Origin of the sequence: Anaeromyxobacter terrae (assembly GCF_022690685.1) — a bacterium.
Lineage (GTDB): Bacteria > Myxococcota > Myxococcia > Myxococcales > Anaeromyxobacteraceae > Anaeromyxobacter > Anaeromyxobacter terrae.
The window spans coordinates 60,227-81,919 of sequence record NZ_JALCYY010000023.1 but is presented as its reverse complement, the minus strand read 5'-3'; the positions used below and the strand labels follow the sequence as shown (position 1 = coordinate 81,919).

Annotated in this window: 18 protein-coding genes; 9 read left to right on the top strand and 9 right to left on the bottom strand. The window is 74.7% G+C overall.

The features are described from left to right. The coding region (locus MNY62_RS12370; protein ID WP_242344502.1) for a TolB family protein at window positions 1-1,023 on the top strand (1,023 nt) is incomplete at its 5' end. 24 nt (window positions 1,024-1,047) lie between these two features. Here the strand turns inward: MNY62_RS12370 and MNY62_RS12365 are convergent. Then, window positions 1,048-2,016 (bottom strand): LysR family transcriptional regulator, encoded by a 969-nt coding sequence (locus tag MNY62_RS12365; RefSeq protein ID WP_242344501.1) that lies wholly within the window; start codon window positions 2,014-2,016, stop codon window positions 1,048-1,050. A 117-nt stretch (window positions 2,017-2,133) separates the two neighbouring features. On the opposite strand from MNY62_RS12365, the gene MNY62_RS12360 reads away from it, so the two are divergent. After that, window positions 2,134-2,625: a hypothetical protein gene (locus MNY62_RS12360; protein WP_242344500.1), complete on the top strand. Its 492-nt coding sequence runs from the start codon at window positions 2,134-2,136 to the stop codon at window positions 2,623-2,625. Window positions 2,626-2,679: 54 nt separating this feature from the next. On the opposite strand, the gene MNY62_RS12355 is transcribed toward MNY62_RS12360, so the two are convergent. Further along, complete coding sequence (locus MNY62_RS12355) at window positions 2,680-3,855, bottom strand: dipeptidase (RefSeq protein WP_242344499.1); 1,176 nt, start codon at window positions 3,853-3,855, stop codon at window positions 2,680-2,682. Window positions 3,856-4,141: 286 nt separating this feature from the next. On the opposite strand from MNY62_RS12355, the gene MNY62_RS12350 reads away from it, so the two are divergent. After that, complete coding sequence (locus MNY62_RS12350) at window positions 4,142-6,136, top strand: cation/acetate symporter (RefSeq protein ID WP_242344498.1); 1,995 nt, start codon at window positions 4,142-4,144, stop codon at window positions 6,134-6,136. A 282-nt stretch (window positions 6,137-6,418) separates the two neighbouring features. Next, complete coding sequence (locus MNY62_RS12345; protein ID WP_242344497.1) at window positions 6,419-6,970, top strand: hypothetical protein; 552 nt, start codon at window positions 6,419-6,421, stop codon at window positions 6,968-6,970. A gap of 3 nt (window positions 6,971-6,973) precedes the next feature. Here MNY62_RS12345 and MNY62_RS12340 read toward each other — a convergent pair whose 3' ends face one another. Further along, window positions 6,974-9,610, bottom strand: coding sequence for a DUF748 domain-containing protein (locus MNY62_RS12340; protein WP_242344496.1), 2,637 nt, complete (start codon window positions 9,608-9,610; stop codon window positions 6,974-6,976). 245 nt (window positions 9,611-9,855) lie between these two features. Here MNY62_RS12340 and MNY62_RS12335 point away from each other — a divergent pair, with 245 nt between their 5' ends. Together MNY62_RS12335 and MNY62_RS12330 are read left to right on the top strand one after the other, a co-directional pair. Next, window positions 9,856-10,176, top strand: a complete 321-nt coding sequence (locus MNY62_RS12335) for a hypothetical protein (RefSeq protein ID WP_242344495.1) — start codon at window positions 9,856-9,858, stop codon at window positions 10,174-10,176. A gap of 79 nt (window positions 10,177-10,255) precedes the next feature. Further along, window positions 10,256-10,894: a PH domain-containing protein gene (locus MNY62_RS12330; protein ID WP_242344494.1), complete on the top strand. Its 639-nt coding sequence runs from the start codon at window positions 10,256-10,258 to the stop codon at window positions 10,892-10,894. Window positions 10,895-10,957: 63 nt separating this feature from the next. Here MNY62_RS12330 and MNY62_RS12325 read toward each other — a convergent pair whose 3' ends face one another. Further along, window positions 10,958-11,923, bottom strand: coding sequence for a class I SAM-dependent methyltransferase (locus MNY62_RS12325; protein WP_242344493.1), 966 nt, complete (start codon window positions 11,921-11,923; stop codon window positions 10,958-10,960). Between the two features lie 299 nt (window positions 11,924-12,222). Here MNY62_RS12325 and MNY62_RS12320 point away from each other — a divergent pair, with 299 nt between their 5' ends. Both MNY62_RS12320 and MNY62_RS12315 read left to right on the top strand, forming a co-directional pair. After that, window positions 12,223-14,511, top strand: coding sequence for a hypothetical protein (locus MNY62_RS12320; protein ID WP_242344492.1), 2,289 nt, complete (start codon window positions 12,223-12,225; stop codon window positions 14,509-14,511). Window positions 14,512-14,692: 181 nt separating this feature from the next. After that, window positions 14,693-15,259 (top strand): hypothetical protein, encoded by a 567-nt coding sequence (locus MNY62_RS12315; RefSeq protein WP_242344491.1) that lies wholly within the window; start codon window positions 14,693-14,695, stop codon window positions 15,257-15,259. 45 nt (window positions 15,260-15,304) lie between these two features. On the opposite strand, the gene MNY62_RS12310 is transcribed toward MNY62_RS12315, so the two are convergent. The 3 genes from MNY62_RS12310 to MNY62_RS12300 all read right to left on the bottom strand — a co-directional run bounded on the left by MNY62_RS12310 (window position 15,305) and on the right by MNY62_RS12300 (window position 18,899). Further along, window positions 15,305-15,769, bottom strand: coding sequence for a hypothetical protein (locus MNY62_RS12310; protein ID WP_242344490.1), 465 nt, complete (start codon window positions 15,767-15,769; stop codon window positions 15,305-15,307). A gap of 68 nt (window positions 15,770-15,837) precedes the next feature. Further along, window positions 15,838-17,085, bottom strand: coding sequence for a saccharopine dehydrogenase family protein (locus tag MNY62_RS12305; RefSeq protein ID WP_242344489.1), 1,248 nt, complete (start codon window positions 17,083-17,085; stop codon window positions 15,838-15,840). Between the two features lie 122 nt (window positions 17,086-17,207). Continuing rightward, window positions 17,208-18,899 (bottom strand): methyl-accepting chemotaxis protein, encoded by a 1,692-nt coding sequence (locus MNY62_RS12300; protein ID WP_242344488.1) that lies wholly within the window; start codon window positions 18,897-18,899, stop codon window positions 17,208-17,210. A 537-nt stretch (window positions 18,900-19,436) separates the two neighbouring features. Here MNY62_RS12300 and MNY62_RS12295 point away from each other — a divergent pair. After that, window positions 19,437-19,745 (top strand): hypothetical protein, encoded by a 309-nt coding sequence (locus MNY62_RS12295; protein WP_242344487.1) that lies wholly within the window; start codon window positions 19,437-19,439, stop codon window positions 19,743-19,745. A 31-nt stretch (window positions 19,746-19,776) separates the two neighbouring features. Here MNY62_RS12295 and MNY62_RS12290 read toward each other — a convergent pair whose 3' ends face one another. After that, window positions 19,777-20,736: an electron transfer flavoprotein subunit alpha/FixB family protein gene (locus MNY62_RS12290; protein WP_242344486.1), complete on the bottom strand. Its 960-nt coding sequence runs from the start codon at window positions 20,734-20,736 to the stop codon at window positions 19,777-19,779. Window positions 20,737-20,753: 17 nt separating this feature from the next. Then, window positions 20,754-21,557 carry an electron transfer flavoprotein subunit beta/FixA family protein gene (locus tag MNY62_RS12285; RefSeq protein ID WP_242344485.1) on the bottom strand — a complete coding sequence of 268 codons (804 nt, stop codon included), beginning with the start codon at window positions 21,555-21,557 and terminating at the stop codon, window positions 20,754-20,756. Window positions 21,558-21,693: the final 136 nt, after the last annotated feature.

The following is a 21,693-nucleotide window of genomic DNA, read 5'->3' as shown; positions in this document are numbered from 1 at the left end:
CCCGCCGCGCCGCCGGCGCCCACCGCCGCGCCCGCGCCGGCGCCCGGCGCCCGAGACCTCGCCCTCCCCGGCGAGCGGCACCTCCGCAACGTCCGCCAGCTCACGTTCGGCGGCGAGAACGCCGAGGCCTACTTCAGCTTCGACGGGCGGGAGCTCGTGTTCCAGGCGACGCCGGAGGGCGCCGGCTGCGATCGGCTCTACGTCATGCGCGCCGACGGCTCGGGGCGGCACCAGGTCTCGTCCGGGAAGGGGCGCGTCACCTGCGGCTACTTCTTCCCCACGGGCGAGCGGCTCCTCTACTCCTCGACCCACGCGTCCGGCGCGGAGTGCCCGCCGAAGCCCGATCTCTCGCAGGGCTACGTCTGGGCCCTCTTCGACTACCAGCTCTACACGGCGCGGCCCGACGGCTCGGACCTCGCCCCCCTCGCGCCCGCGCCGGGCGCCTACAGCGCGGAGGCGACGATCTCCCGGGACGGCTGGATCGTCTTCACCTCGACGCGCGACGGCGACCTCGAGCTCTACAAGATGCGGCTCGACGGCTCCGGGCTCGTGCGGCTCACGCACACCCCCGGCTACGACGGCGGCGCGTTCTTCTCGGCCGACGGCGCGCGCATCGTGTTCCGCGCGAGCCGGCCCGCGAGCGAGGCGGAGCTCGCCGAGTACCGGCGCCTCCTCGCGCAGAAGCTCGTCCGGCCGGGGAAGCTCGAGATCTACGTCATGAACGCGGACGGGTCCGGCGTGCGGCAGGTGACCCGCCTCGGCGCGGCGAGCTTCGCTCCCTTCTTCCACCCAGACGGCCGGCGCATCGTCTTCGCCTCGAACGTCGGCGATCCGAAGGGCCGCAACTTCGACCTCTACCTCGTGAACGACGACGGCAGCGGCCTCGAGCGGATCACCACGAACGACACCTTCGACGGGTTCCCCATGTTCTCGCCGGACGGGAGGACGCTCGTCTTCGCCTCGAACCGCAACGCGCGGCGACCCGGGGAGACGAACGTGTTCGTGGCGGACTGGGTGGAATAGCGGCCCACCCAGCCCGCTGTCCCCTCAACGACGCTGCGGCGGCTTCGGGTCCACGGGCGCCGCACGCGAGCGGCTCCCTCCCGCCAGGCTCGGGGCCGGCACGCCCCAGCGGCGCCGCGCGAGCTCGAGCCAGGCGCGCGTCGCGGGCGGCAGGTGCCGGTCCTTGCGCCAGATGAGCGCCACGTCCCACGGGATCCGCGTATCGCTGAGCCGCACGGAGCAGACCTGCCGGGGATCGAGCTGCTGGCAGAGGGTGTTCGGGAGCAGCGCGACGCCGATGTTCGCGGCGACGGTGGCGACGATGAAGTCCCAGTGGGAGCTCTCGCTCACGACGGTCGGCTTGAACCCGGCCCGGCGGCACGCCTCGATGATGTGCCCGTGGAGCGCGAACTCGGGCCGGTACAGCACGAACGGCGTCCCCGCCAGCTCGCGGAGCTCGAGCGAGCGGCGCCGCGCGAGCGGGTGGCTCGTGTGGAGGACGGCCCGGAGCTCGTCCTTCACGAAGGGCATCGTGGCGAACGCCTCCTCGTCCGTGGGCAGCACCACCGCGCCGACGTCGAGCTCGCGGTTCATCACGAGCGCCTCGAGGTGGTGCGAGCCTTCCTCGCGCAGCTCGAGCACGATGCCCGGGTAGGCCTGGTGGTACTCCGCGAGCAGCGGCGCGAAGAAGGTGACCCCGGTGATCGGCGGCATGCCGATGCGCAGCCGTCCGCGGCGGAGCGCGGAGAGTTCGGCGACCTCCTCCTCGATGACGCGCAGCGAGTCGAGCACCCCCTCCGCCCGCTCCAGCACGATCTGGCCGGCGTCCGTGAGCGTCACGCGCCTGCGCTCGCGGACGAGCAGCGGCGTGCCGAGCTCCTCCTCCAGCGCCTTCACCATCTTGCTGATCGCGGGCTGGGTGACGTGCAGCGACTGGCTCGCCCGCGTGAAGCCGCCCTGCCGTGCCACCTCGACGAAGTACCGCAGCGCCTGTACGTCCACGCGCACCTCCATGCCGGTTCGTTATGGCCAGCATAGCAAGAATGCATTTCCCTCATACATGGCCTCCGGGCTAGGTTGCGCCCGGGCTCACGGGACGGACCTCCGGAGCCACACGGGAGACGACGAAAGATGACGATCGAAGACCTGCTGCGCGGCGAGGAGGGGGCCATCCTGGACGAGGCCACCCGCGCCGTCGCAGACCTCGAGCACTATCGCCGCGACGGCGCGCAAGCGACGCGCGGACGGCTCGAGCTGCTCCACCGCCACCTGGTCGACGCGGTGCTCTCGCGCGACCTCAACGTCCTGCGCGCGCACGTCACGCGCATGGCGCACGAGCGGTTCGCGGGCGGCTTCGACGTCACCGAGGTGCAGGCCGCGTTCTCGGCGCTCGAGGATGCGATCTGGAGCAAGGCGCTGTCCCGGCTCCCCCCCGACGAACGCGCCTGGGGGCTCAGCCTGGTCGGCACCGTGCTCGCGCAGGGCAGGAGCACGCTCGCGCGCACCTTCGAGTCGCTCGCGCCTCGCGCCCCGGAGCCGTGCGTGGATCTCGCGCCGCTCTTCCTGGGCGCGGACGCGGTGCGGACCTCGCGCTCCGTCGAGGAGCTCGTCTTCCCGGTGTAGCCGGCTCCTGGCGCCCGCCGCGATCGCCGCCCGCGGGGCAGCGGGCGGCGGGCGTCAGGGGAGGTTCTCCTGCAGGAAGCGGATCGCGTTCTCGCCCATGACGGCGCGGATCGCGCCCTCCGTCAGCCCCTCGTCGAGGAGGGCCTGCGTGAGCACCTCGAGGCCCGCCGCGTCGAACGGCACCGTCGTGGCGCCGTCGAAGTCCGAGCCGAGCGCCACGTGCGAGGGACCCGCGACGGCGACCGCGTGGCGGATCGCCCGGGCGACGCCCCGCGGGCCGCGGTCGCACACCGCGCCCTCCCAGTAGCCGACCCCCACGAGCGCGCCGTTCCGCGCCAGGCGCCGCAGCTGGCTGTCCGTGAGGTTGCGCGGTCCGGGACAGACCGCGGCCACGCCGGTGTGCGACACGATCACCGGCCGGCGCGCCAGGGCGAGCGCGTCGTCGAAGGCGCGCGACGAGGCGTGCGCGAGGTCCACGATCATGCGCCGCTCCTCCATGCGCCGGAGCGCCGCGCGCCCGAGCGGGCTGAGCCCGCCCTTCGCCGCGCCGTGCGCCGAGCCCGCCGCCTCGTTGTCCGAGAAGTGCGCGAGCCCGGCCGAGCGGAAGCCGGCGGCGAAGAGCGTGTCGACCGCCTCCACCCTCCCCTCCAGCGCCTGGAGCCCCTCGGTGGCGAGCACCGCCACCACCGCGCGGCGGCCCGGCGGCTCCGCCGCCCGCGCCTCCAGCGCCGCAGCGAGCTCGGCCCGCGAGGTGGCGAGGACGAGCCTGCCGCCCGAGGCCGCGACGGCGCGGCGGAGCTTCTCGCCCTCGTGGAGCGCCCGCTCGAGGCGGCTCCCCCAGGTGCGCGACGGCCAGCGCGAGGCCACGGCGAGGGCGGTGACGAGGTCGCCGGCCCGGGCCGTCCCTTCGTAGTTGTAGCCCCGCGGCACCTCCGTGACCGAGGAGAACATCTGCACCGCGACGTTGCCCTCGGCGAGCCGCGGCACGTCGCTGTGACCGTCCGTCGAGCGCTCCAGCGGGTCGCGGTCCCAGAGCAGGAGGTCGTCGTGCAGGTCGGCGATCCGCAGCGACGCGTGGAGCCGGTGGGCGCGGTCCGACGCGGGAGCGGCCGGCCACCGCGGCGCGACGCGGTTCATGCGCGCGGCGACGAGCGGGGGGACGGCCAGGAAGAAGAAGAGGCCCGCCGCCGCGAGGACGAGCGTGGCCGCGATCACGGCGCGTCGAGGCACGGGGCCATCCTACGCCCTCGGGGGGATCGCGGTCCCGCCTCCACGCGCGGCGCGGCCTTCGTGGACCGGCGCGGTCGGGTGACCCTCGCGGCCCCGGTTGCCGGGTATGTACGCCGCGTGGCAGCGTCGCACCCCGGTCCAGGTCAGCCTCCGCTCGGCGACCGAGGACCTCCGCTTCTGCCGCCGCGCCCACGGTCAGTCTCCGCCGCGACGATCAAGGGTCCCCCACAACCGAACCCTGGCTCGCCGCCCGCGCTCGCAGCGCGGCGCGCGACGGAGATTTCCCATGAGCAGCGAGATGTACGAACGGATGCGCCTCGACCCGAAGTTCCACCTCCTGGTCGCCCGCCGCGGCCGCTTCGCCTGGGCCCTCGCCCTCACCGTGCTCGCGGTGTTCTACGGCTTCGTGATGCTGGTGGCGTTCGAGCCCACCGCGCTCGGCGTCCCGGTCGCAGAGGGCTCCGCCCTCACGGTGGGCGTGGCGCTCGGCCTCTTCATGTTCGTGTTCTTCTGGGGGCTCACGGCCCTCTACGTCCGCCGCGCGAACGGCGAGTTCGACGCGCTGACGGCGGACATCGTGAAGAACGCCCGCGACGCCGGGCCTCCCGCGGCGCACGCGCAGACGGTCGCGCGCAGGGTGCTCGGCGTCCTCCTCCTGCTGGCCGCGCCCGCGCTCGCCCTCGCCGGTCCCGCGGTGGACGGCGTCGCCGAGAAGCAGCCGCTCAACGTGCACGCCATCGTGATGTTCCTCGTGTTCGTGGCGATGACGATGGGCATCACCTGGTGGGCGTCGAACCGGACCCGCTCCGCCGCCGACTTCTACACGGCGGGCGGCGGCATCACCGGCTTCCAGAACGGCCTCGCCATCGCCGGCGACTACATGTCCGCGGCCACGCTGCTCGGCCTCACCGCGATGACGTACACCCAGGGCTTCGACGGCTACATGTACATGATCGCCTTCTTCGTCGGCTGGCCGGTCATCCTGTTCCTCATGGCCGAGCGCCTGCGGAACCTGGGCCGCTTCACCTTCGCGGACATCACCTCCTACCGGCTCGACCAGGGGAAGGTCCGCACCATGGCGGCGGTCTCGTCGCTCATCGTCGTCTGCTTCTACCTCATCGCCCAGATGGTCGGCGCCGGGCAGCTCATCAAGCTGCTCTTCGGGCTCGACTACGCCGTCGCGGTGATCGCCGTCGGCACGCTCATGATGGTGTACGTGATCTTCGGCGGGATGATCGCGACGACCTGGGTGCAGATCATCAAGGCCGGCATGCTGCTCGCGGGCGGGACGCTCGTGATGGTCCTCGCCATGAGCCGCTTCGGCTTCTCGTACGCGACGCTCGTGGAGCGCGCGACCGCCGTCCACAAGCTCGGGCCGAAGCTCTTCGCGCCGGGCCCGCTGCTCGCCGACCCGGTGAACGCCATCTCGCTCGGCATGGGGCTCATGTTCGGGACCGCCGGCCTGCCCCACATCCTGATGCGCTTCTTCACGGTCACGAGCGCGAAGGAGGCCCGCAAGTCCGTGCTCTACGCCTCGGGGTTCGTCGGCTACTTCTTCAACGTCATCTTCCTCATGGGCCTGTGCGCGATCCTCATCGTCGGCCAGGATCCCGCGTTCTTCCAGGACGGGAAGCTCGTCGGCGGCGGGAACATGGTGGCGATGCACCTCGCCAAGGCCGTGGGCGGGACCTACCTGCTCGGCTTCCTCGCGGCGGTAGCCTTCGCGACGATCCTGGCGGTCGTCTCGGGCCTCGCGCTGGCGGGCGCCTCCGCGATCTCGCACGACCTCTATGCCCGCGTGATCAAGAAGGGTCAGGCGTCCGAGGCGGCCGAGATGCGCGTGTCCAAGCTCGCGACCGTCGGGCTCGGGATCGTCGCCATCGGCCTCGGCATCCTGTTCGAGAAGCAGAACGTCGCGTTCATGGTCGGCCTCGCGTTCGGGATCGCCGCCGCGGCGAACTTCCCGGTGCTCATCCTGTCGATGTACTGGAAGGGCCTCACGACCCGGGGCGCCCTGGCAGGCGGCTACGGCGGCCTCGTGTCGGCGGTGCTGTTCGTCCTCCTCTCGAAGTCCGTGTGGGTGAGCGTCCTCGGCCACGCGACGGCGATCTTCCCGTACGACCAGCCGGCGCTGTTCGCGATGCCCATCGCCTTCCTCACGACGTTCCTCGTGTCGCGGCTCGACACCTCGGCGCGCGCGCGGAGCGAGGCGGAGGCGTTCGAGGATCAGTACGTGCGCGCCCAGACCGGCTTCGGCGCCGCCACCGCGAGCAAGCACTAGACGAGCGAAGCGAGGCCGCCGGGGCGCCACCGCGATGGCGGCGAAGCCGCCCGCGGCGGCGCACGGGACCCGGCGAGCCGGGGTGGGGCCCCGACGAGCTTCGCTCGGCGGGGCGGGGGCGCAGCCCCCGTCAGAACATGCCTGAACGACAGCGCGATGCGCGAAACCGAAGGTGATCGCGAATCGCGAACTGTCGTTCAGGCTCGGCGAAGCCCTGGCGGACCCCGCGCCGCTCGCGACGTCGGATCCCGCGCGCCGCGCGTCCGCGGTAGAGTCCCCGCCATGGAAGATCCCAAGGCGATCGGGATGGTGCTCGCGACACTCGTGGACGCGGCCGGCAAGCCCGTCCGCGGCGGCGCCGCGCGGGGGCAGCTCTACGCGAGCCGGGACGAGCTCCTCGTCGTCCACGCCGGGGCGAGGGCCGAGCTCCTGCAGCGCCTCTCCACCGCGCTGCTCCTCGGGTCGATCGCCGCGGTCCTCGTGAACGTGTTCACCTGGCGGAGCGGGGCGGTGCTGTGGGGCGCGGTCGCGGCGCAGGCGTTGTACTGGCTCACCCTCCCCGCGCGCCGTCGGGCGCTCGACCCCGAGCCGCTCGACGCGGCCGGCCTCGCCGCGGCGCGGAGCGCCGGCCGGGTCGCGATCCGGGTCCCGGCGAGCGAGGTCGTCCGGACGACGGCCCCCGAGCCACCGCGCAGCGGGTTCCGGAAGCCCGCCCGCTTCGAGCTCACCAGCGGCGCCCTCGAGGTCTACCTGTCGCCCGCGCAGCACGCGGAGGTGGTGGCGGCGATCGGGATGCGCGAGGCCGGCGCCGGCCCGGCGGACCGCTCGCCCTGAGCCTCAGCGGCCGAAGAAGCCCTTCAGCCGCTTCTTCGCCTCCTCCTCGACGCGCTTCTTCTGGCGCTCCGCCTCGTCGCGGGCCTTCGCCTCGGCCTCGGCCTTCTTCTTCGCGGCGACCTCGCCGACGTTCGCACCCTGCGCGCCGACCGCGCGCCCGAGGGCGCCCGCCGCGGCCTGCTCGGCGATGGCCTTCACCGCCGCGTCGAGCGAGAGGCCCTCGAGCCGCGGCTTCCAGGCCGGGCCCGCGAGCCGGAACGCCACGGGGATGGGCGCGCTCGGCTTCGCGCGCCCACCCGTCAGCTTCGCCACGAGCTCGGGCGCGAGCGCGAAGGTCGCCGGCATCTCCAGCGTCCCGTCGAGCTTCACGCCGCCCTCCAGCGAGAGCGCGCCCTCCCCGGTCTCGGCGCGGAGCGGCTTCGAGAGCGCGGCCAGGCCGTTCGCGATCTTGATCCCGAACGGCAGCTCCTTCCCGAGCGAGGTCGCGCCGCGCTCCGGCAGCCTCGACGCGGCGAACGGCAGCTTCGCCGCGAGCGGCGACGCGATCGACGCGACGAGGTCCTTCCCGTAGAACGCGCCGCCCTTCAGGACCCCGTCCACGCCGCCCGTCACGGACTCCGTGAGGAGCCCGAGCTTCCAGCCCTTCCCGCCGAGCTTCAGCGCCGCGTCGAGCGTCCCGCCCAGCACCTTGTGGTCGCCGAGGAGCTTCAGGACCTCCTCCCCCGCGACGCCCTTCAGATCGAGGGCGACCTCGAACGGCGCGTCGGGGCGCGCGACCGCGAGGTGCGTGCCGGCGGCCGAGACCGTCCCGCCGAACGCCTCGAGCCGCGCCTGCTCGAGCGTCACCTCGTCACCCTGCACGCGGACGCGCAGCGCGACGTTCCGCGCGTCGACCTTCTTCATGCGCAGGAGGCCCAGGCGCAGGTCCGCGACGCCCGAGAGCCCGGCGAACGCCGCGGGGTCGAGGGGCTTCGTCGGAGCGGGCTTCTTCCCCTTCTCCGCCTCCGGCGTCGGGAGGAGCAGCTCGTCGAGGTCCAGGCGATCGCCGCGAAGCTCCGCCTCGAAGCGCGTCGTCGCCTTCGCGCCCTTGCCCGCGAGGTCCACCTTCGCCTTGCCGTCGAGCCGCGAGCGCAGGAGCGTGAGCTCGAGCGTGTCGAGCCGCACCTCCTGGCCCTCGCCCGCCTGGCGGTACGCGCCGGCCGCGCGCGCCGAGAGCGGATCGCCCGGCTTCTTCGCCAGCGTGCCGCCCGGACGGAGATCCGCGCCCGCGAGATCGAGCGCCGCGTCGAAGCGGACCCGCCCGCCCGACTGCGCGGCGTCAGCCCGCAGGACGAGCGTCATCGGCGCGCCGGCGGCCTTCGCGAGCTGCTCGGGCACGACGAGCCGCACCGGCGTGAGGTCGATCCGCACCTCCGCCGTCTGGGAAGCCTCGCCGCCCGCGCCGCGGACGACGAGCCCCACCGGGCCAGCCACGACCACGCCGCCCATCTGCTTGCGGAGCGGCGGGTAGTAGGCCGCGAGCGCCTGCGGATCGAGGCCGTGCCCGACGATCTCGAGCCCCTCGAACCTCGGCGCGTCGCCCTTGAGGCCGCTCGCGCGACCCTTGCCGACGAGCGACGCGGGGCCGGCGGTGAAGACGAGCTTCCCGATGCGCAGATCGCCGGCCTTCGCGTCCGCCTCGACGTCCGCGTCGAGGCCGACGTCGAGGGCCTTCCCGCCCTCCTGCCCCGCGAAGACGAGCTGCGTCGCGCGGAACCCGCCCTGCACGCGGAGCGGCCCCGCGCCGCCGGGGACGGCCGCGCCGAGCTTCGCGGAGAGATCGGCCTGGAAGCGGCCGCCGCGGAAGCCCGCCGCGGGGGGCACGAACGGCGCGAGGGGGTCGAGGACGATCGGCTCCACCTTCAGCACGATCTCCTCCGGCACCGGCTGGAGCGAGGCGGGCAGCGGCGCAGCCTTCACGCGGAGCTCCAGGTTCTGCTTCGCGGCGAGCACCGCGGCGCGCACGACGACCTCGAGCGGCTTGCCGGTCTCGAGGTCCTTCACCTCGACGTCGAGGTCGTCGACGGCGAGCTCCTTCGCGTTCGGGACCGACCGATCGAGGAAGGCGATGCGCGCGTTCTCGACGGCCGCGCGGTCGACGCGAAGCAGGCGGAGGGCCGGCCCCTGCGAGGGGGCGGGGGCCTCCGGCTCGGCCGGCTTCGCGCCCTCCGCCCGCGCGAGCCGGTCCGCGACGCGCTGCGCGTTGGTCGTTCCGTCGGGCAGCTTCACCACGTTCACGCGCAGGCCCTCCACCACCGCCTCGCGGACGTGGACCTCCTTCCCCATCGTCACGATGGCGCGGAGGAGGTCCGCCTTCACCTCCACCCGCCGGACCTCGGCGAGCGGCAGGGGCTCCCCCTCGCCCGCCCCGACGGCCACGTCGGTGACGCGCACGCCGAGGCCCCCCCACAGCCGCGTCGCGACCCCGCCGATCTCGACGGGCCGGCCGAGCTGCTGGGAGAGGACCGCCGCCTGCTTGCGCGCCTGCGAGAGCAGGATCCGATCGAGCGCGAAGAGCAGCCCGACGACGACCACGACGAGGACGAGGACGACGCCGCCGACGATCTTCGGCCAGCGCCTGCGCTTCCTGATCTCGGACATGCGCGGAGGCTACGGCAGGAGCGGGCCGGTGTCAGCGACTCCGGTGCGGCGCGCCCGCGACGCCCGAGGGAGGGCCCCGGCGGCGACATCGTTGAAATCCTCCGTCGTCCGGGATACATACGACCCACGAGCGCCGACCGGACGTCAGATCCCGGGACGCAGCGCATCCACACCACATCGCGAGCCGTATCGCGCCCCCGCGCAGACGCGAAGAGCGTCGCCGGCGCCCCCAAGGCCAGGAGCCCATGTTGGACAGACCGCAGCATCACGAGAACCGAGCCGGCGCGCGAGGCAACAAGCGCCGCCGCCAGCGCCCCGTCCGCGGGCCGGGGGGCCGTCGCCCGGAGCGCATCCTCCTCACCGAGGAGGGCGTGCCCGCCGCGACGCCAGACGCTCCACCGGTGTCGCCCGTCGTGTTCGTCTCCGACGACACTCGCGCGCGCTATCCCTGGATCCCGGGGCGCGTCATCGCGGGGAGCGTCTGGCGCGGGCCCGACCACCTCCGCGTCCGCGTCGACGAGAGCGGCAACGCGGCGCCGTGGAAGACGCCGCGGCGCGCGGGCTGATCCTGCGCCCCCACATCGCGGGGACTGATCGCGGCGCCGGCCTGGAGCCGAACGCCCCCGCTTCACCGGGAGGCCCCCGATGAGGCACACTCCCCCCATGCTCGAGACCGCCATTGCGCTGGCCGCCCTGTTCCTCGTGATGGTGGGTGGCCGCGCGCTGCTGCGCCGGACCTCGGCGACGCCCCGCGAGCGCGCCGCGACCGGCGAGGGCGTCGTCGTGCTGCGCCCGCTGCGCCGCAACGGCGTGATGCTCGGGATCGGTGCGCTCCTGCCCGCGGTCGTGTTCGCGGGACTGGAAGCGCGCGCGTGGATCGGTGAGCAGGCGGGGGTCCCCGGCCTCGTCCTCGGGGCCGCGGCCACGCTCGCGATGCTCGCCGTCGCCGCGCACCAGTTCGCGTCGGCGTTCCGCCAGCGCATCGTCGTGCACGACACGTTCATCGAGCGCGTCGGGGTGATCACGCACCGCAACGTGAGCTGGACCACCGTCTCGCGGGTCTCCTACAACCCGCTCCAGCGCTGGTTCTGCCTGACCCTCTCCGACGGCTCGCACCTGTGGCTCTCCGAGACCCTGCGGGGCGCCGGCGAGTTCGCCGAGATCGCCCTTCGCAGGCTCCCGGAAGGGGCGCTGAGCGCCGACCCCGTGGCGCGTGAGGTGCTCGAGGACCTCGCCGCCGCGTCCGAGGAGGCCCGCACGGCCGAGGCGGACCGGCAGGCCTGAGGGTCGTGGCCGCTTGCGTCGATCTCCCCCGCTCGTGCTCTCTTCACGACCTCCGAGGCGCCGTCAGCGTTTCACCGCCACGACGAAGTAGCCGGAGGTCCGCCGCTCGCGGTCGTCGAGCCGGTCGAACGGCGCGCGGAGCCTCCCCGCCGGCAGCCCGCCCTCCTCCTCGAGCAGGAGCTCGAGGCGCACCTCGAAGAACCTGCGGATCGCCCGGGCGTGCGCGCTGTAGGGCAGCCGGTTGATGAGGTAGGCGCGGCGCCCGCGGATGAGCCGCCAGGTGAGGCGCGACACGCCCCAGTGCCCGTTCCACTCCGGGAAGAGCTCGTGCGAGCGCAGGTCGATCTGATGGCTCACGAACCCACCGGGCCTGAGCCAGCGCGACATCGCGGAGTACGCGGCCTCGATCCCGTCCACGTGCTCCATGACGGAGTGGGAGTAGAGCCAGTCCACCGTCTCCGGCTCGATCGCCGCGGCACTCGCCCACGGACAGTGATACTCGATCCGGATGGGCTCGCTGGCGCCCCCCTCGAGCGCGGCCCGGATGCGATCGAGGCGCGCGGGCGCGAGGCTCCTCGCGAGCGACTCGTCACGGAGGATCCGGCTGGGGAACGACCGGGCGTCCAGCAGGTGATCGTAGCGGGGCCAGCCCCACGGCGGGTTCGGCCGGCGCTCGGAGAAGTAGCCGGCGAGCTCGTCGAGGATGCGCCGGTTGTGGGCCGCGAGCGAGTACGGCACCACGTCGAGCCCCGCGTAGCGGTCCGCTCCGGCGAGGAGCGCGGCCAGGCCGATGCCGATGGAGTCGCCCGGCCCGATCTCCGCGACGGACGCGGGGACGCCCGCCATGCCCGCCTGCACGGAGAGCGTGAGGTGCTTGAGGAACACCTCGTAGCAGTACGGCGCGCCGTCGGTCCCGCCGGTCGCGCCCCAGCTGCGGCGCGCTCCCGGGAGGCAGGTCTGGAGCCCCCTCGCCACCTGCGCGCCGGCGGGCGGCAGGAGTCGCTTCAGCGCGCCCGGGCGCGGGGACATGCCCGCCTCCTTCCCTCAGCGGCAAAGCGGCCGCGCTTTTTCGCTGGGAGCGAAGCCTAGCCCTTCGCGGGCCTGCCTGCCGCTCCTCGCCGGGGAGGCTCGGACGAGGGACCCGAGACGTACGTCCCCCCCGGGACCGCGACCGCGGGCCCGGCGTCCCTCTCTCCCGCCTGCGGCCCTGAGCGCCGACCACCCCGGCGCACCCGCACCCCGACCATCTTTCACTGTGCGCAAACGATCGGCTTGTCGCCTCGACGCGGCAACCAATACGATGCGTGCGTCCCTCCGGAGGTTCTCGAATGGTGCACGCGCTCTCCCGTCGTGGTGCCGCGGTGCTCGCCGCGTCTCTGCTGCTCCTCGCGGCCGGCTGCAGCGGAGGTGGCGGCTCGTCGAGCGGGCGCTGCGAGGGAGCGACGTGGCTGGGAGACGATCCCGGCGCCGACCGGGACGGCGACGGGCTCTCGAACGCCGCCGAGTGCGCCGCCGGGCTCGATCCCGCGCGCGCCGACACCGACGGCGACGGCGTCGGCGACGGCGCCGAGGTCGCCGCGGGCACGAACCCCGCCGACGCGGACACGGACGACGACGGCCTCTCCGACGGCGCGGAGGCGAACCACGGCACGAACCCGGTGAGCGCCGACACCGACGGTGACGGTCTCTCCGACGGCGCGGAGGTGACCGCCGGCCTCGATGCGACGAACCCCGACACGGACGGCGACGGCATCCACGACGGCGACGAGGCGGCGTACGGGACGGATCCCAAGCGGGCGGACTCGGACGGAGACGGCCTGCGCGACGGGGACGAGCTCGCCCTCGGCTACGATCCCACGAACCCCGCCGACCCGCCCGCGGGAGGCGTGTGCGGCGTGCTCGCCGCCTGCGCGCGCGACGCGCTCACCCCCGTGCTGTGGGCGGACCGGCCGGCGGGCGACCTCCGGCTCGCGCTGCCGGCGAGCGCCGCGATCGGCGAGGTGGCGTTCACGGGCGCGCCTGCCGGGCGGCGCGCGGCGGTCGCCTTCGATCTGCGGGGAGCCGCGGTCGCCGGGTTCGTCCTGTCGATGGACGAGCCGGTCGCGGGCGGCACCCCCGCCGCGCAGCTCGATGCGCTCGCGGGCCGGCTCGCGGCGGCGACGGGCGCCGCGTGGACCGGGACCGAGCTCGTCGCGGGCCGCGCGCTCCAGAGCTGGGACGGGTTCCCGGCGATCGTGTCCGCGCGCGTGAACCTCACCGGCGCCAGCGACCTCCCCGCCGTGCGGCTCGCGGCGCTCGCGGCCATGACCGGCCTGCCCGCGACCGCCCTCTCCGGCCTCCCGACCGGCGCGGCGTTCGGCGCGGGCACGGACTTCGTGCTGGGGCTCGAGGTGCTCTCCCGCAAGAACGCGCAGGGCGACGCGAGGCGCGTCGTCGTCGTCGCGGCGATCGCGCCGAAGGCCGAGCTCGACGACCGTGCGCGGCCGGCGCGGCTCGCCGTCACGGACCTCGCGGGCGGCACCGCGCTCGGGCAGTCCGGCGACGGCGAGGGCACCGAGTGCGAGCACCTCGACGTGGCGAGCGAGCCGAAGGCCGACTTCGTCTGGATGAGCGACATCTCCGCGTCGACCGACGACGAGCGCGGCCCGATCGCGGCCAACGCGAGCGCGGTGTTCACGCGGCTCTCCCAGCTCGGGATCGACTTCCGCATGGGCGTCGTGAAGCACACCTCCAACTCGGTGACGAACAGGACGCCCGCGGGCCAGCTGCTCGGGGCGGGCTTCACGCGCGACCAGGCCACCTTCGCCGGGTTCTGGTCCGACACCGCGAGCACCGACGGCCAGGAGTTCGGCCTCACCGCCGTGGACGACGTGATCGGCCTCGCCGGCACCGCCGTCCCGCGCACGGCGGCCGAGGACGCGCGCCACGTCCGGCAGGGCGTGAAGCTCGTCGTCGTCTACGTCTCCGACGAGCACGCGCAGGAGGTGGAGAACGCCTGCCCCGAGATCGCGGACCGGAACAAGACGCTCGCGTCCGGGACGGAGGCCTCCCGGGCGGCGTGCGTCGCGCAGACGGTGCAGCCGTTCGTCGACCACCTGAAGACCCAGGAGGCGATCGCCTTCGGGATCATCGCGCCGCCCCCGGGCGGCTGCGCGACGAGCTACGAGGTGGGCTGGGGCTACGCCGAGGCGGTGCAGGCGACGGGCGGCTCCTACGGCTCGGTCTGCGCGTCGGATCCGGGGCAGACGCTCGACGACATCGTGAACGCGGTCGCCGGCGCGTCGTCGAGCATGAAGCTCGCAGGGGCGCCCATCGCGCTCACGCTCAAGGTCGTCGTCACCCCCGCCGGCGCGGTGTGCGACCCGAGCGACCCGGCCGCCGGCCGCCGGGAGCTCGCCCGCAGCCAGCTGGACGGGTTCGACTACGACCCGGTGAGCAACACGCTCTTCTTCGTCGGCGCGAGCCGGCCGCAGGTCGGCGACACGGTGACCGTGAGCTACCGGGAGTGGGTGGACGTGACCGTGAACCCGGACCCCGACGCGACCGACTGCTGCGGCGGGTGCGGCAGCCGGATGTGGTGCAACCCGGCGACCTGCACCTGCACGTCGGCGGGGTGAGTCGCGGCGCCCCGCGGGTCACCAGCGCCCCGCCGGTGCGCCGGCCCGTCCGTTTGCGCACCAACGGACGGGCGAGGCGCATCTCGCCCTCGCCCACAAGTCCCGCCGTGCGGGGATTCCGCTCGCCCGCCGTATGGTGCTCTTCTCCCGCCGGCGGGGCGGGGCACGGGAGCGGGCGCGAATGGAACCGGAGATCCGGGCGGCGTTGCTGAAGCTGTACCTCGAGCGGCTGCGCACCTTCGGCGACGAGGACGCCGCGTCGATCCGCCGCGACGTGCGCCCCGAGACCGTCCGCCGCGTCGAGGCGGCTCCCGCGGCGGGCTGGCTGCCCATCGCGCTCGAGATCGAGATCCTGCACGCCGTTCAGCGGTGCCGGGGAGACGACGGCGTGCGCGAGCTCGGGCGGGTGCTCGGGCGCGCCGCGACCGACACCGCCGTGTTCCAGCCGCTGGTGACCGCCACGCTCGCGATGCTGGGTCGCCTGCCCGAGGTGCTGGGCTGGATCGCGGCGAAGGGCTGGAACATCGCGACGCGCAACGCGGGGCACGCGACCTCCCTCCGGCGCGGGCCGCGGCTCGTCCACGTCGTCCTCGAGGACCTCCCGCCCATCTCGCGCGACCGCGCTCACCTCCTGCGATCGTGTGGCGGGATCGAGGGGCTCTACGCGTGGGCAGGGCGCGCCGCGCGGGTGGACCTCGTGTGGGAGCCCGGCTCGGACCGGGCCGTCTTCGTGAGCTCCTGGAGCTGAGCGCCGCCCCTCCCGGCACGCCCTCCGGAGACGCCGCGCCCGGCGCTAACGCACGACAGCCCAGACGGGCTTGCCGAACGCGTCGATGCGCCAGCGCAGCATGAGCTGCGCGTGCCCCCAGCCCTCGGGCCCGCGCGACAGCCCCGTGTCGAGGACCGCGGGGGTGAAGTCGAGGCGGATCCCGGTGACGGCGAGGAAGTGCGCCACGCTCGCGAGCGGCTCGATGTGCGCGCGGGCGAGGAGGTGCGCGGCGAGCTCGGTGCGCCTGCCGCGCGAGGACAGGCGGGGCTCGTACCCCGGCACCGACACGCGGGGCTGGCACACGTCGCCCACGCACGCGGGCGGCAAGGCGCCGTCCGCCGGCGCCGGGTTCGCGGACGTCCCTGCGGTGAGCTGCACCGCCGTGGACGGGGCGACGACCCTCCGCTCGACCGGGCGGAGCGCGACGCTGCTCGCGCTCGAGGCGCTGCCGGCCAGGACGGCTACGAGGGGTATCCACACGAGGGCCATCACTTCACCCCTAGGGACCCCACCGCCCGCCTTCAACGGCCCGTCCGTGCCGGCTGGACGGCTGTCGTTCAAGCGCGCACGACCGGTCCGATCTCGACCTGCAGCCCCGCCGCCTCCAGCCGGTCGAGGAGCGGGAGACCGAGGGCGGTCGCCGGGGTGAGCACACCCCCTGCCGGCGCGCGGGGGAGCGCGTCGCGCTGCGTGGCGAGGGCGAGCGCCGCCTGGCAGAGGGTCATGACGGTGACCTGCCCGCCGGGATTCCCTCGCGCGCGCAGCGTCGCGAGCACCTGCCGTCCGGAGGCCGCCTCGCCGACCAGCCGCAGCCGCATGGCCCCCTGCTCGCGCGCGGCCGCCGGCGGGCCCTCCCCCGGCGCGGGCCCGAAGCGGCGCAGGAGCGCGCGCATCCGCTCCACCGCGAGGGCGCGCTCGAAGAGGCGCAGCCCGAGCCGCGCCGCCTCTGCGGCGAGGCGGGACCGGTACTCGGTCGCCTCCTCGTAGGTGAACTCCGGGCCGTAGCCGCGCCCGATCGCGTCGAGGAGCGCGTTGCTGCGCCGCACGACGCGGGTGTTGATCCGCGCCATCGGGAACGGCCCGAGCCAGACCCGCCGGACCGGGTCGCGGCGAACGGCGTCGAGGTCCGCGCTGCGCGCCCGCTCGGCATCGCCCCGATGCTCGGGCGGGTTGAGGAGCAGCACGTCGCGGCCGACGGCGAGCTCCCCGGTCTCGGCGGAGTGGAGCACCGTCGCGAGCGTCCCGCCGCCGTAGCCGCCGCGGAGCGCGAAGCTCGCGCTCACGCGGCGCGTGTCCTGCCCCCAGCGCTCCCGGATGAAGGACGCGACGAGCAGCGCGCCGAGATCGGAAGGGACCGAGTCGAACCCGCAGAACGGCACGATGCGCGTGCCCGCGAGGGCGGCGGCGGCGTGGTGCCGGTCGACGAGCCCGCGCACCCACGCCGTCTCGCCGGTGATGTCCACGTAATCGACGCCGTGCCGGACGCACGCGTCGACCACCGGCCCGCCGTGATGGGCGAACGGGCCGACGGTCGTGGCGAGCACGCGCGTACCGGCGACCATCGCCTCGATCGAGGCGGGCTCCGCGCTGTCCGCGACCACGACCCCGCTCGCGTGCGCCTCGGCCTCCACGAGCTCGAGCCGGGCACCGCTGCGGCCGGCGACGGCCCAGCGGAGCCCGGGCGGCGCGTGCTCCGACAGGTAGCGCGCCGCCTGCCGGCCGGTGTAGCCGGTCGCGCCGAAGAGCGTCACGTCGTACGGCTTGCCGCCCACCTCGAAGCCCCCGCCCAGCGTCCTCGACCGCACTCCTCGCACCGGCGCCGCCGCGGCGCACTCGCCTGGGCGGGGTCACCCCGCCGAGGGCGCGCGACCTCGCGCACGACGCCGGTGTGCCCCTCCGGCGCGTCCGGCTCCGGGCGCCCCTCGCGCTACGAGCGCCTGGAGAGCGACCGCGGCTGCGCGCCGTTCGCCGAGCCCGAGCGCCACGCGACCCAGCCGGCGCCGTCCTCGAGCGCCGGCCGGCTCGCGGCGGGAGGCGGCTGCGGCTGCGGCTGTGCCTGGGGCGGCGGAGGCGGGGGCCTGGGCTTCGCGCTCGCGGCGCGCTCGAGCCCCTCTCGCACCTGGAAGAACCCGACGATCTGCTGGAGCGACTCGGCCTGAGAGGCCATCTCCTCGGCCGTGGAGGAGAGCTCCTCCGCGGCGGCGGCGTTCCGCTGCGTCGTCTGGTCCACGATCGCCATCGCGCGAGAGACCTGCTCGACCCCCGCCGCCTGCTGCTGGGAGGCCGCGGCCACCTCCTGCACGAGCTCGGCGGTGCTCCGGATGCCCGGGACGAGCTCGCGGATCAGGGACGCCGAGCGCTCCGCGACCGCCACGCTCGAGCCGGCGAGCGACCCGATCTCCTTCGCTGCCTTCTGCGCGCGCTCCGCGAGCTTGCGCACCTCCGCGGCGACGACCGCGAATCCGCGGCCGTGCTCGCCGGCGCGGGCCGCCTCGATCGCCGCGTTCAGCGCGAGCAGGTTCGTCTGGTAGGCGATCTCCTCGACGACGGAGATGCGCTCGGTGATCGCCTTCATCGCCTCGACCGTCTCGGCGACCGCGCGCCCGCCCTCCTCCGCGCGCGCCGCCCCCGCGTTCGCGGCGGCCGCGGTCTCCCGCGCGCCCTCCGCGTTCCGGGAGATCGAGGCGTTCATCTCCTCGAGCGAGGCGGTCGTCTCCTCCACGCTCGCCGCCTGCTCGCCGGTGCCCTGCGACAGGATCTGCGAGGTCTCGGACACCTGCTGCGAGGCGCCCCCGAGCGCGTCCGAGCCCGCGCGCACCTCGGCGATGACGAGCGCGAGCTTGTCCGCCATCGCGGCCATCGCCGCCTGGAGCCGGCCGAGCTCGTCCCGGCGGGTGACGGCCACCTCCTCGCGCAGGTCGCCGCGGGCGACCCGCTCCATGACCCGGATCGCGCCGGCGAGCGGCCCGGTGATGCTGCGCACCACGATCGCGGCCCCGAAGACGAGGACGAGGACGATCGCGAGCGCCGCGCCGGCGATCCGCCGCGCCTCGTGCGCGGCCGCCGCCTCGAGATCGTCGAGGTAGACGCCCGAGCCGACGACCCACCCCCACGGCTCGAACAGCTTGACGTAGGAGAGCTTGCGGACGGGGTCCCGCGATCCCGGCTTGGGCCAGAGGTACGCGACGACGCCGCCGCCGTGGCGCCTCGCGGTGTCCACGAACTCGACGAAGAGCCGCTTGCCCGTGGGGTCGACCTCGTTCGCGAGATCCTTGCCGTCGAGCTCCGGCCGCATCGGGTGGACGACCATGCGCGGCGCGAGGTCGTTCACCCAGAAGTACTCGCTGCCCTCGTAGCGCAGCGCGCGGAGGGTGCGGATCGCGGCCGCCTGCGCCTCGGCCACCGGGACGCGTCCCTCCTCCGCGAGCCGGGCCTGCTCGCGCAGCACCCCGTGCACCGTCTCGACGGCGGCACGGACCTTCGCCTCGCGCTCCTCGAGCATGCGCGACTCGACGACGCGCACCGCCTGCCACACGAGCGCGGCGAGGGCCACGGCGCTCGCGCCCACGACGATGCGGAGCTTCGTGGCGATGGTGAGGCTTCCCAGCGGACGGTTCATCGGCGCTCCGGTCGAGGGTGCAGGACCTGCGCTTGGAAGTCCCGTACCGTCCCGCGGCGCCGCAGTCCCGGCACGTCGACCGGTGAAGTCGCGCCCGTCGTTCCGGGGGGTTCGGTGAATTCCGCCGTTGCGCGCAGCCCATGCACCGGCGCGCAGCGAGCGAGAGTGTCGTGGGCCCCGGGTCCAGTCCGCCCGGGGCACCTCGCCTCAGGCGACGACCGGGGCGCGCGGCGCACACACGCGCGCACGGGCGCCAGGCCGGACGCGTGAACGTCGACCGTCAGTGAAGTCAGGCCGCTGCGCGCGGCGCCCTGGTAGACCCGAGCCTAGCCGTTTCCTCTGACACGACCCCGCCGCCTGCCGCCGATCGATCCCATGGCCAGTCGGGTCGGTCGGCGCGATTTCTTTGACATCCCACCCGAGCGCCCTTGCGCGTCGAGGAGGTCCCCCTAGCTTGATCCACGAGTGGCAGCGGCAGCGGCGGCGGTGGTGGGCGGTGACCGGAGAGCGTCAATGGGTGTGCTGGAGAGGATCCGGATGATGACCGCGGAGCAGCGCGACGCGCTCCGCGCGATGGACGCGGAGGAGCGGCTCGCCGTCGAGATCGAGGATCTCGAGGTCGACCACCTCGCCGCGGAGGAGGCCTACCTGCGCCGGCGGGACCGGCTCCTGGGCCGCGAGGTCCCTGACGTGTACGCCGACGTCGAGAGCGCCCGCGCGATGCTGGACCGGGTCCGCGCCGAGCGGCAGCGGCGCTTCGAGCGGCGGCGGATGGCGGTCCTCGCCGGGCACGGCGTCGCCCGCGGCGTCCCCCCCTCGCAGCTCGACCTGCTCCCGGGCGAGTGACCCCGACCGGTCCGGCCCCGCGGCGCGCGGCCTACCCGGCCTTGAGCCGCTCGCGCAGCGCGGGCACCGCCTGGAACAGGTCGGCGACGAGCCCGTAGTCGGCGATCTGGAAGATGGGCGCGTCCGCGTCCTTGTTGATCGCGACGATCACCTTCGCGCCCTTCATGCCCGCGACGTGCTGGATGGCGCCCGAGATCCCCGCGGCGACGTAGAGGTCCGGGGCGACGACCTTGCCGGTCTGCCCCACCTGCCAGTCGTTCGGAACCCAGCCCGCGTCCACCGCCGCGCGCGAGGCGCCCACCGCCGCGCCGAGGTCGTCGGCGAGGGCGGAGAGCGGGCCGAAGTCGCCCTTGGTGCCGCGGCCGCCCGCGACGACGACGCGCGCGTCGGTCAGCTCGGGCCGCTCGCTCTTCACCTCCTGCAGCTCGACGAAGCGCGTCCCGAGCGACGCCGCGTCCACCGCGACCGCCATGGGGGTGACCGACCCGCCCGGCGCCCGCGCCGCCGGCGCGAACTCCGTCGGACGCACGCTGAACGCCTTCACCGCCGTCCGGAGCTCCACCTCGGCGATGACGTTCCCGGCCCACATCGGCCGGCGAAGCAGGATCTCGCCGCCGTCGCCGGCGATGGCGAGGACCTCGGTGGCCACCGCCGCGCCGAGCGCGACCGCCGCCCGGGGGAGGAGGTCCTTCCCGTACGAGGTCGCGGCCGTGACGACCCAGCTCGCGCCGGCCGCCCGCGCCGCCTCGGCGACCACCGGCGCGTGCGCCTCGGCGAGCGGGTGCGCGAGCACGGGGGCGTCGGCGAGGCGGACGGGGACGCCGTGCGCGGCGAGCTCCTCCGCGGCCGCGCCGGCGCCGCTGCCGAGGACGAGCGCGCTCACCCCGCCGCCGGTGCGGCGCGCGACCTCCCGGGCGGCGGTGAGCGCGGAGAGGGTGGCCTTCCTGAGGGTGCCGCGGGACTGCTCGGCGATGACGAGGACGTTCGACATGGCGCGCTCGAAGGGCCCTAGAGGACCTTCGCCTCCGCGTGAAGACGGGTCCACAGCTCGGCGACGTCGGCGACCTTGACGCCGGCCTGCCGGCGCGGCGGGTCGAGGAGCCGCCGCACCACCACGCTCGGCGCGAGCTCCACGCCGAGCGAGGCGGCGGGGATCTCGCGGACCTCCTTCTTCTTCGCCTTCATGATCCCGGGGAGCGACGCGAAGCGCGGCTTGTTGAGCCTGAGGTCCACCGTCACGACCGCCGGCAGCGCGACCTCGAGCGTCTCGACGCCGCCGTCCACCTCGCGCACGACGAGGGCGCGCTTCCCGTCCGCGGCGACGGCGACCCCGGGCTGCTTCTTCTGCTCGGCCTCGCTCTCGAGGCTCTCCTTCTTGGAGGCGAACGTCGCCTGCGGCCAGCCGAGGCGCGCGGCGAGCATCTGGCCGGCCTGGTTCTGGTCGTCGTCGATCGCCTGCTTCCCGAGCATGACGAGGTCGGGCCGCTCCGCCGCCACGAGCGCCTGGAGGAGCGCCGAGACGATCCCCGGATCGAGCGCGCCGTCGTGGCGGACGAGGAGGCCGCGGTCGGCCCCCATCGCCAGCGCGGCGCGGAGCTCGGTCATGGCCGCGGCGCCGCCGAGGCTCGCCACGACGACCTCGCCGCCGTGCTTCTCCTTGAGCCGCAGGGCCTCCTCGACGGCGATCTCGTCGAAGGGGTTCATCTTGTAGTTCACGCCGTCGGTGACGATGCCGCTCCCGTCGGGCTTCGCCTTGATCCTCGACTCGGGGTCCTCGACGCGCTTCACGGTGACGAGCAGCTTGAGGGGCATCTCGCAGTCTCCTCTGCGGTGGACGGCGGCTCGGCCAAGCCGCCGATCATGATTCGCGAACAGGCGAGCGAAGCGAGCCCGCCGGGGCGGCCCCCCCCAAGGCGCCGCGCCCCCCCCCCGGGGCCCCCCGCCCCCC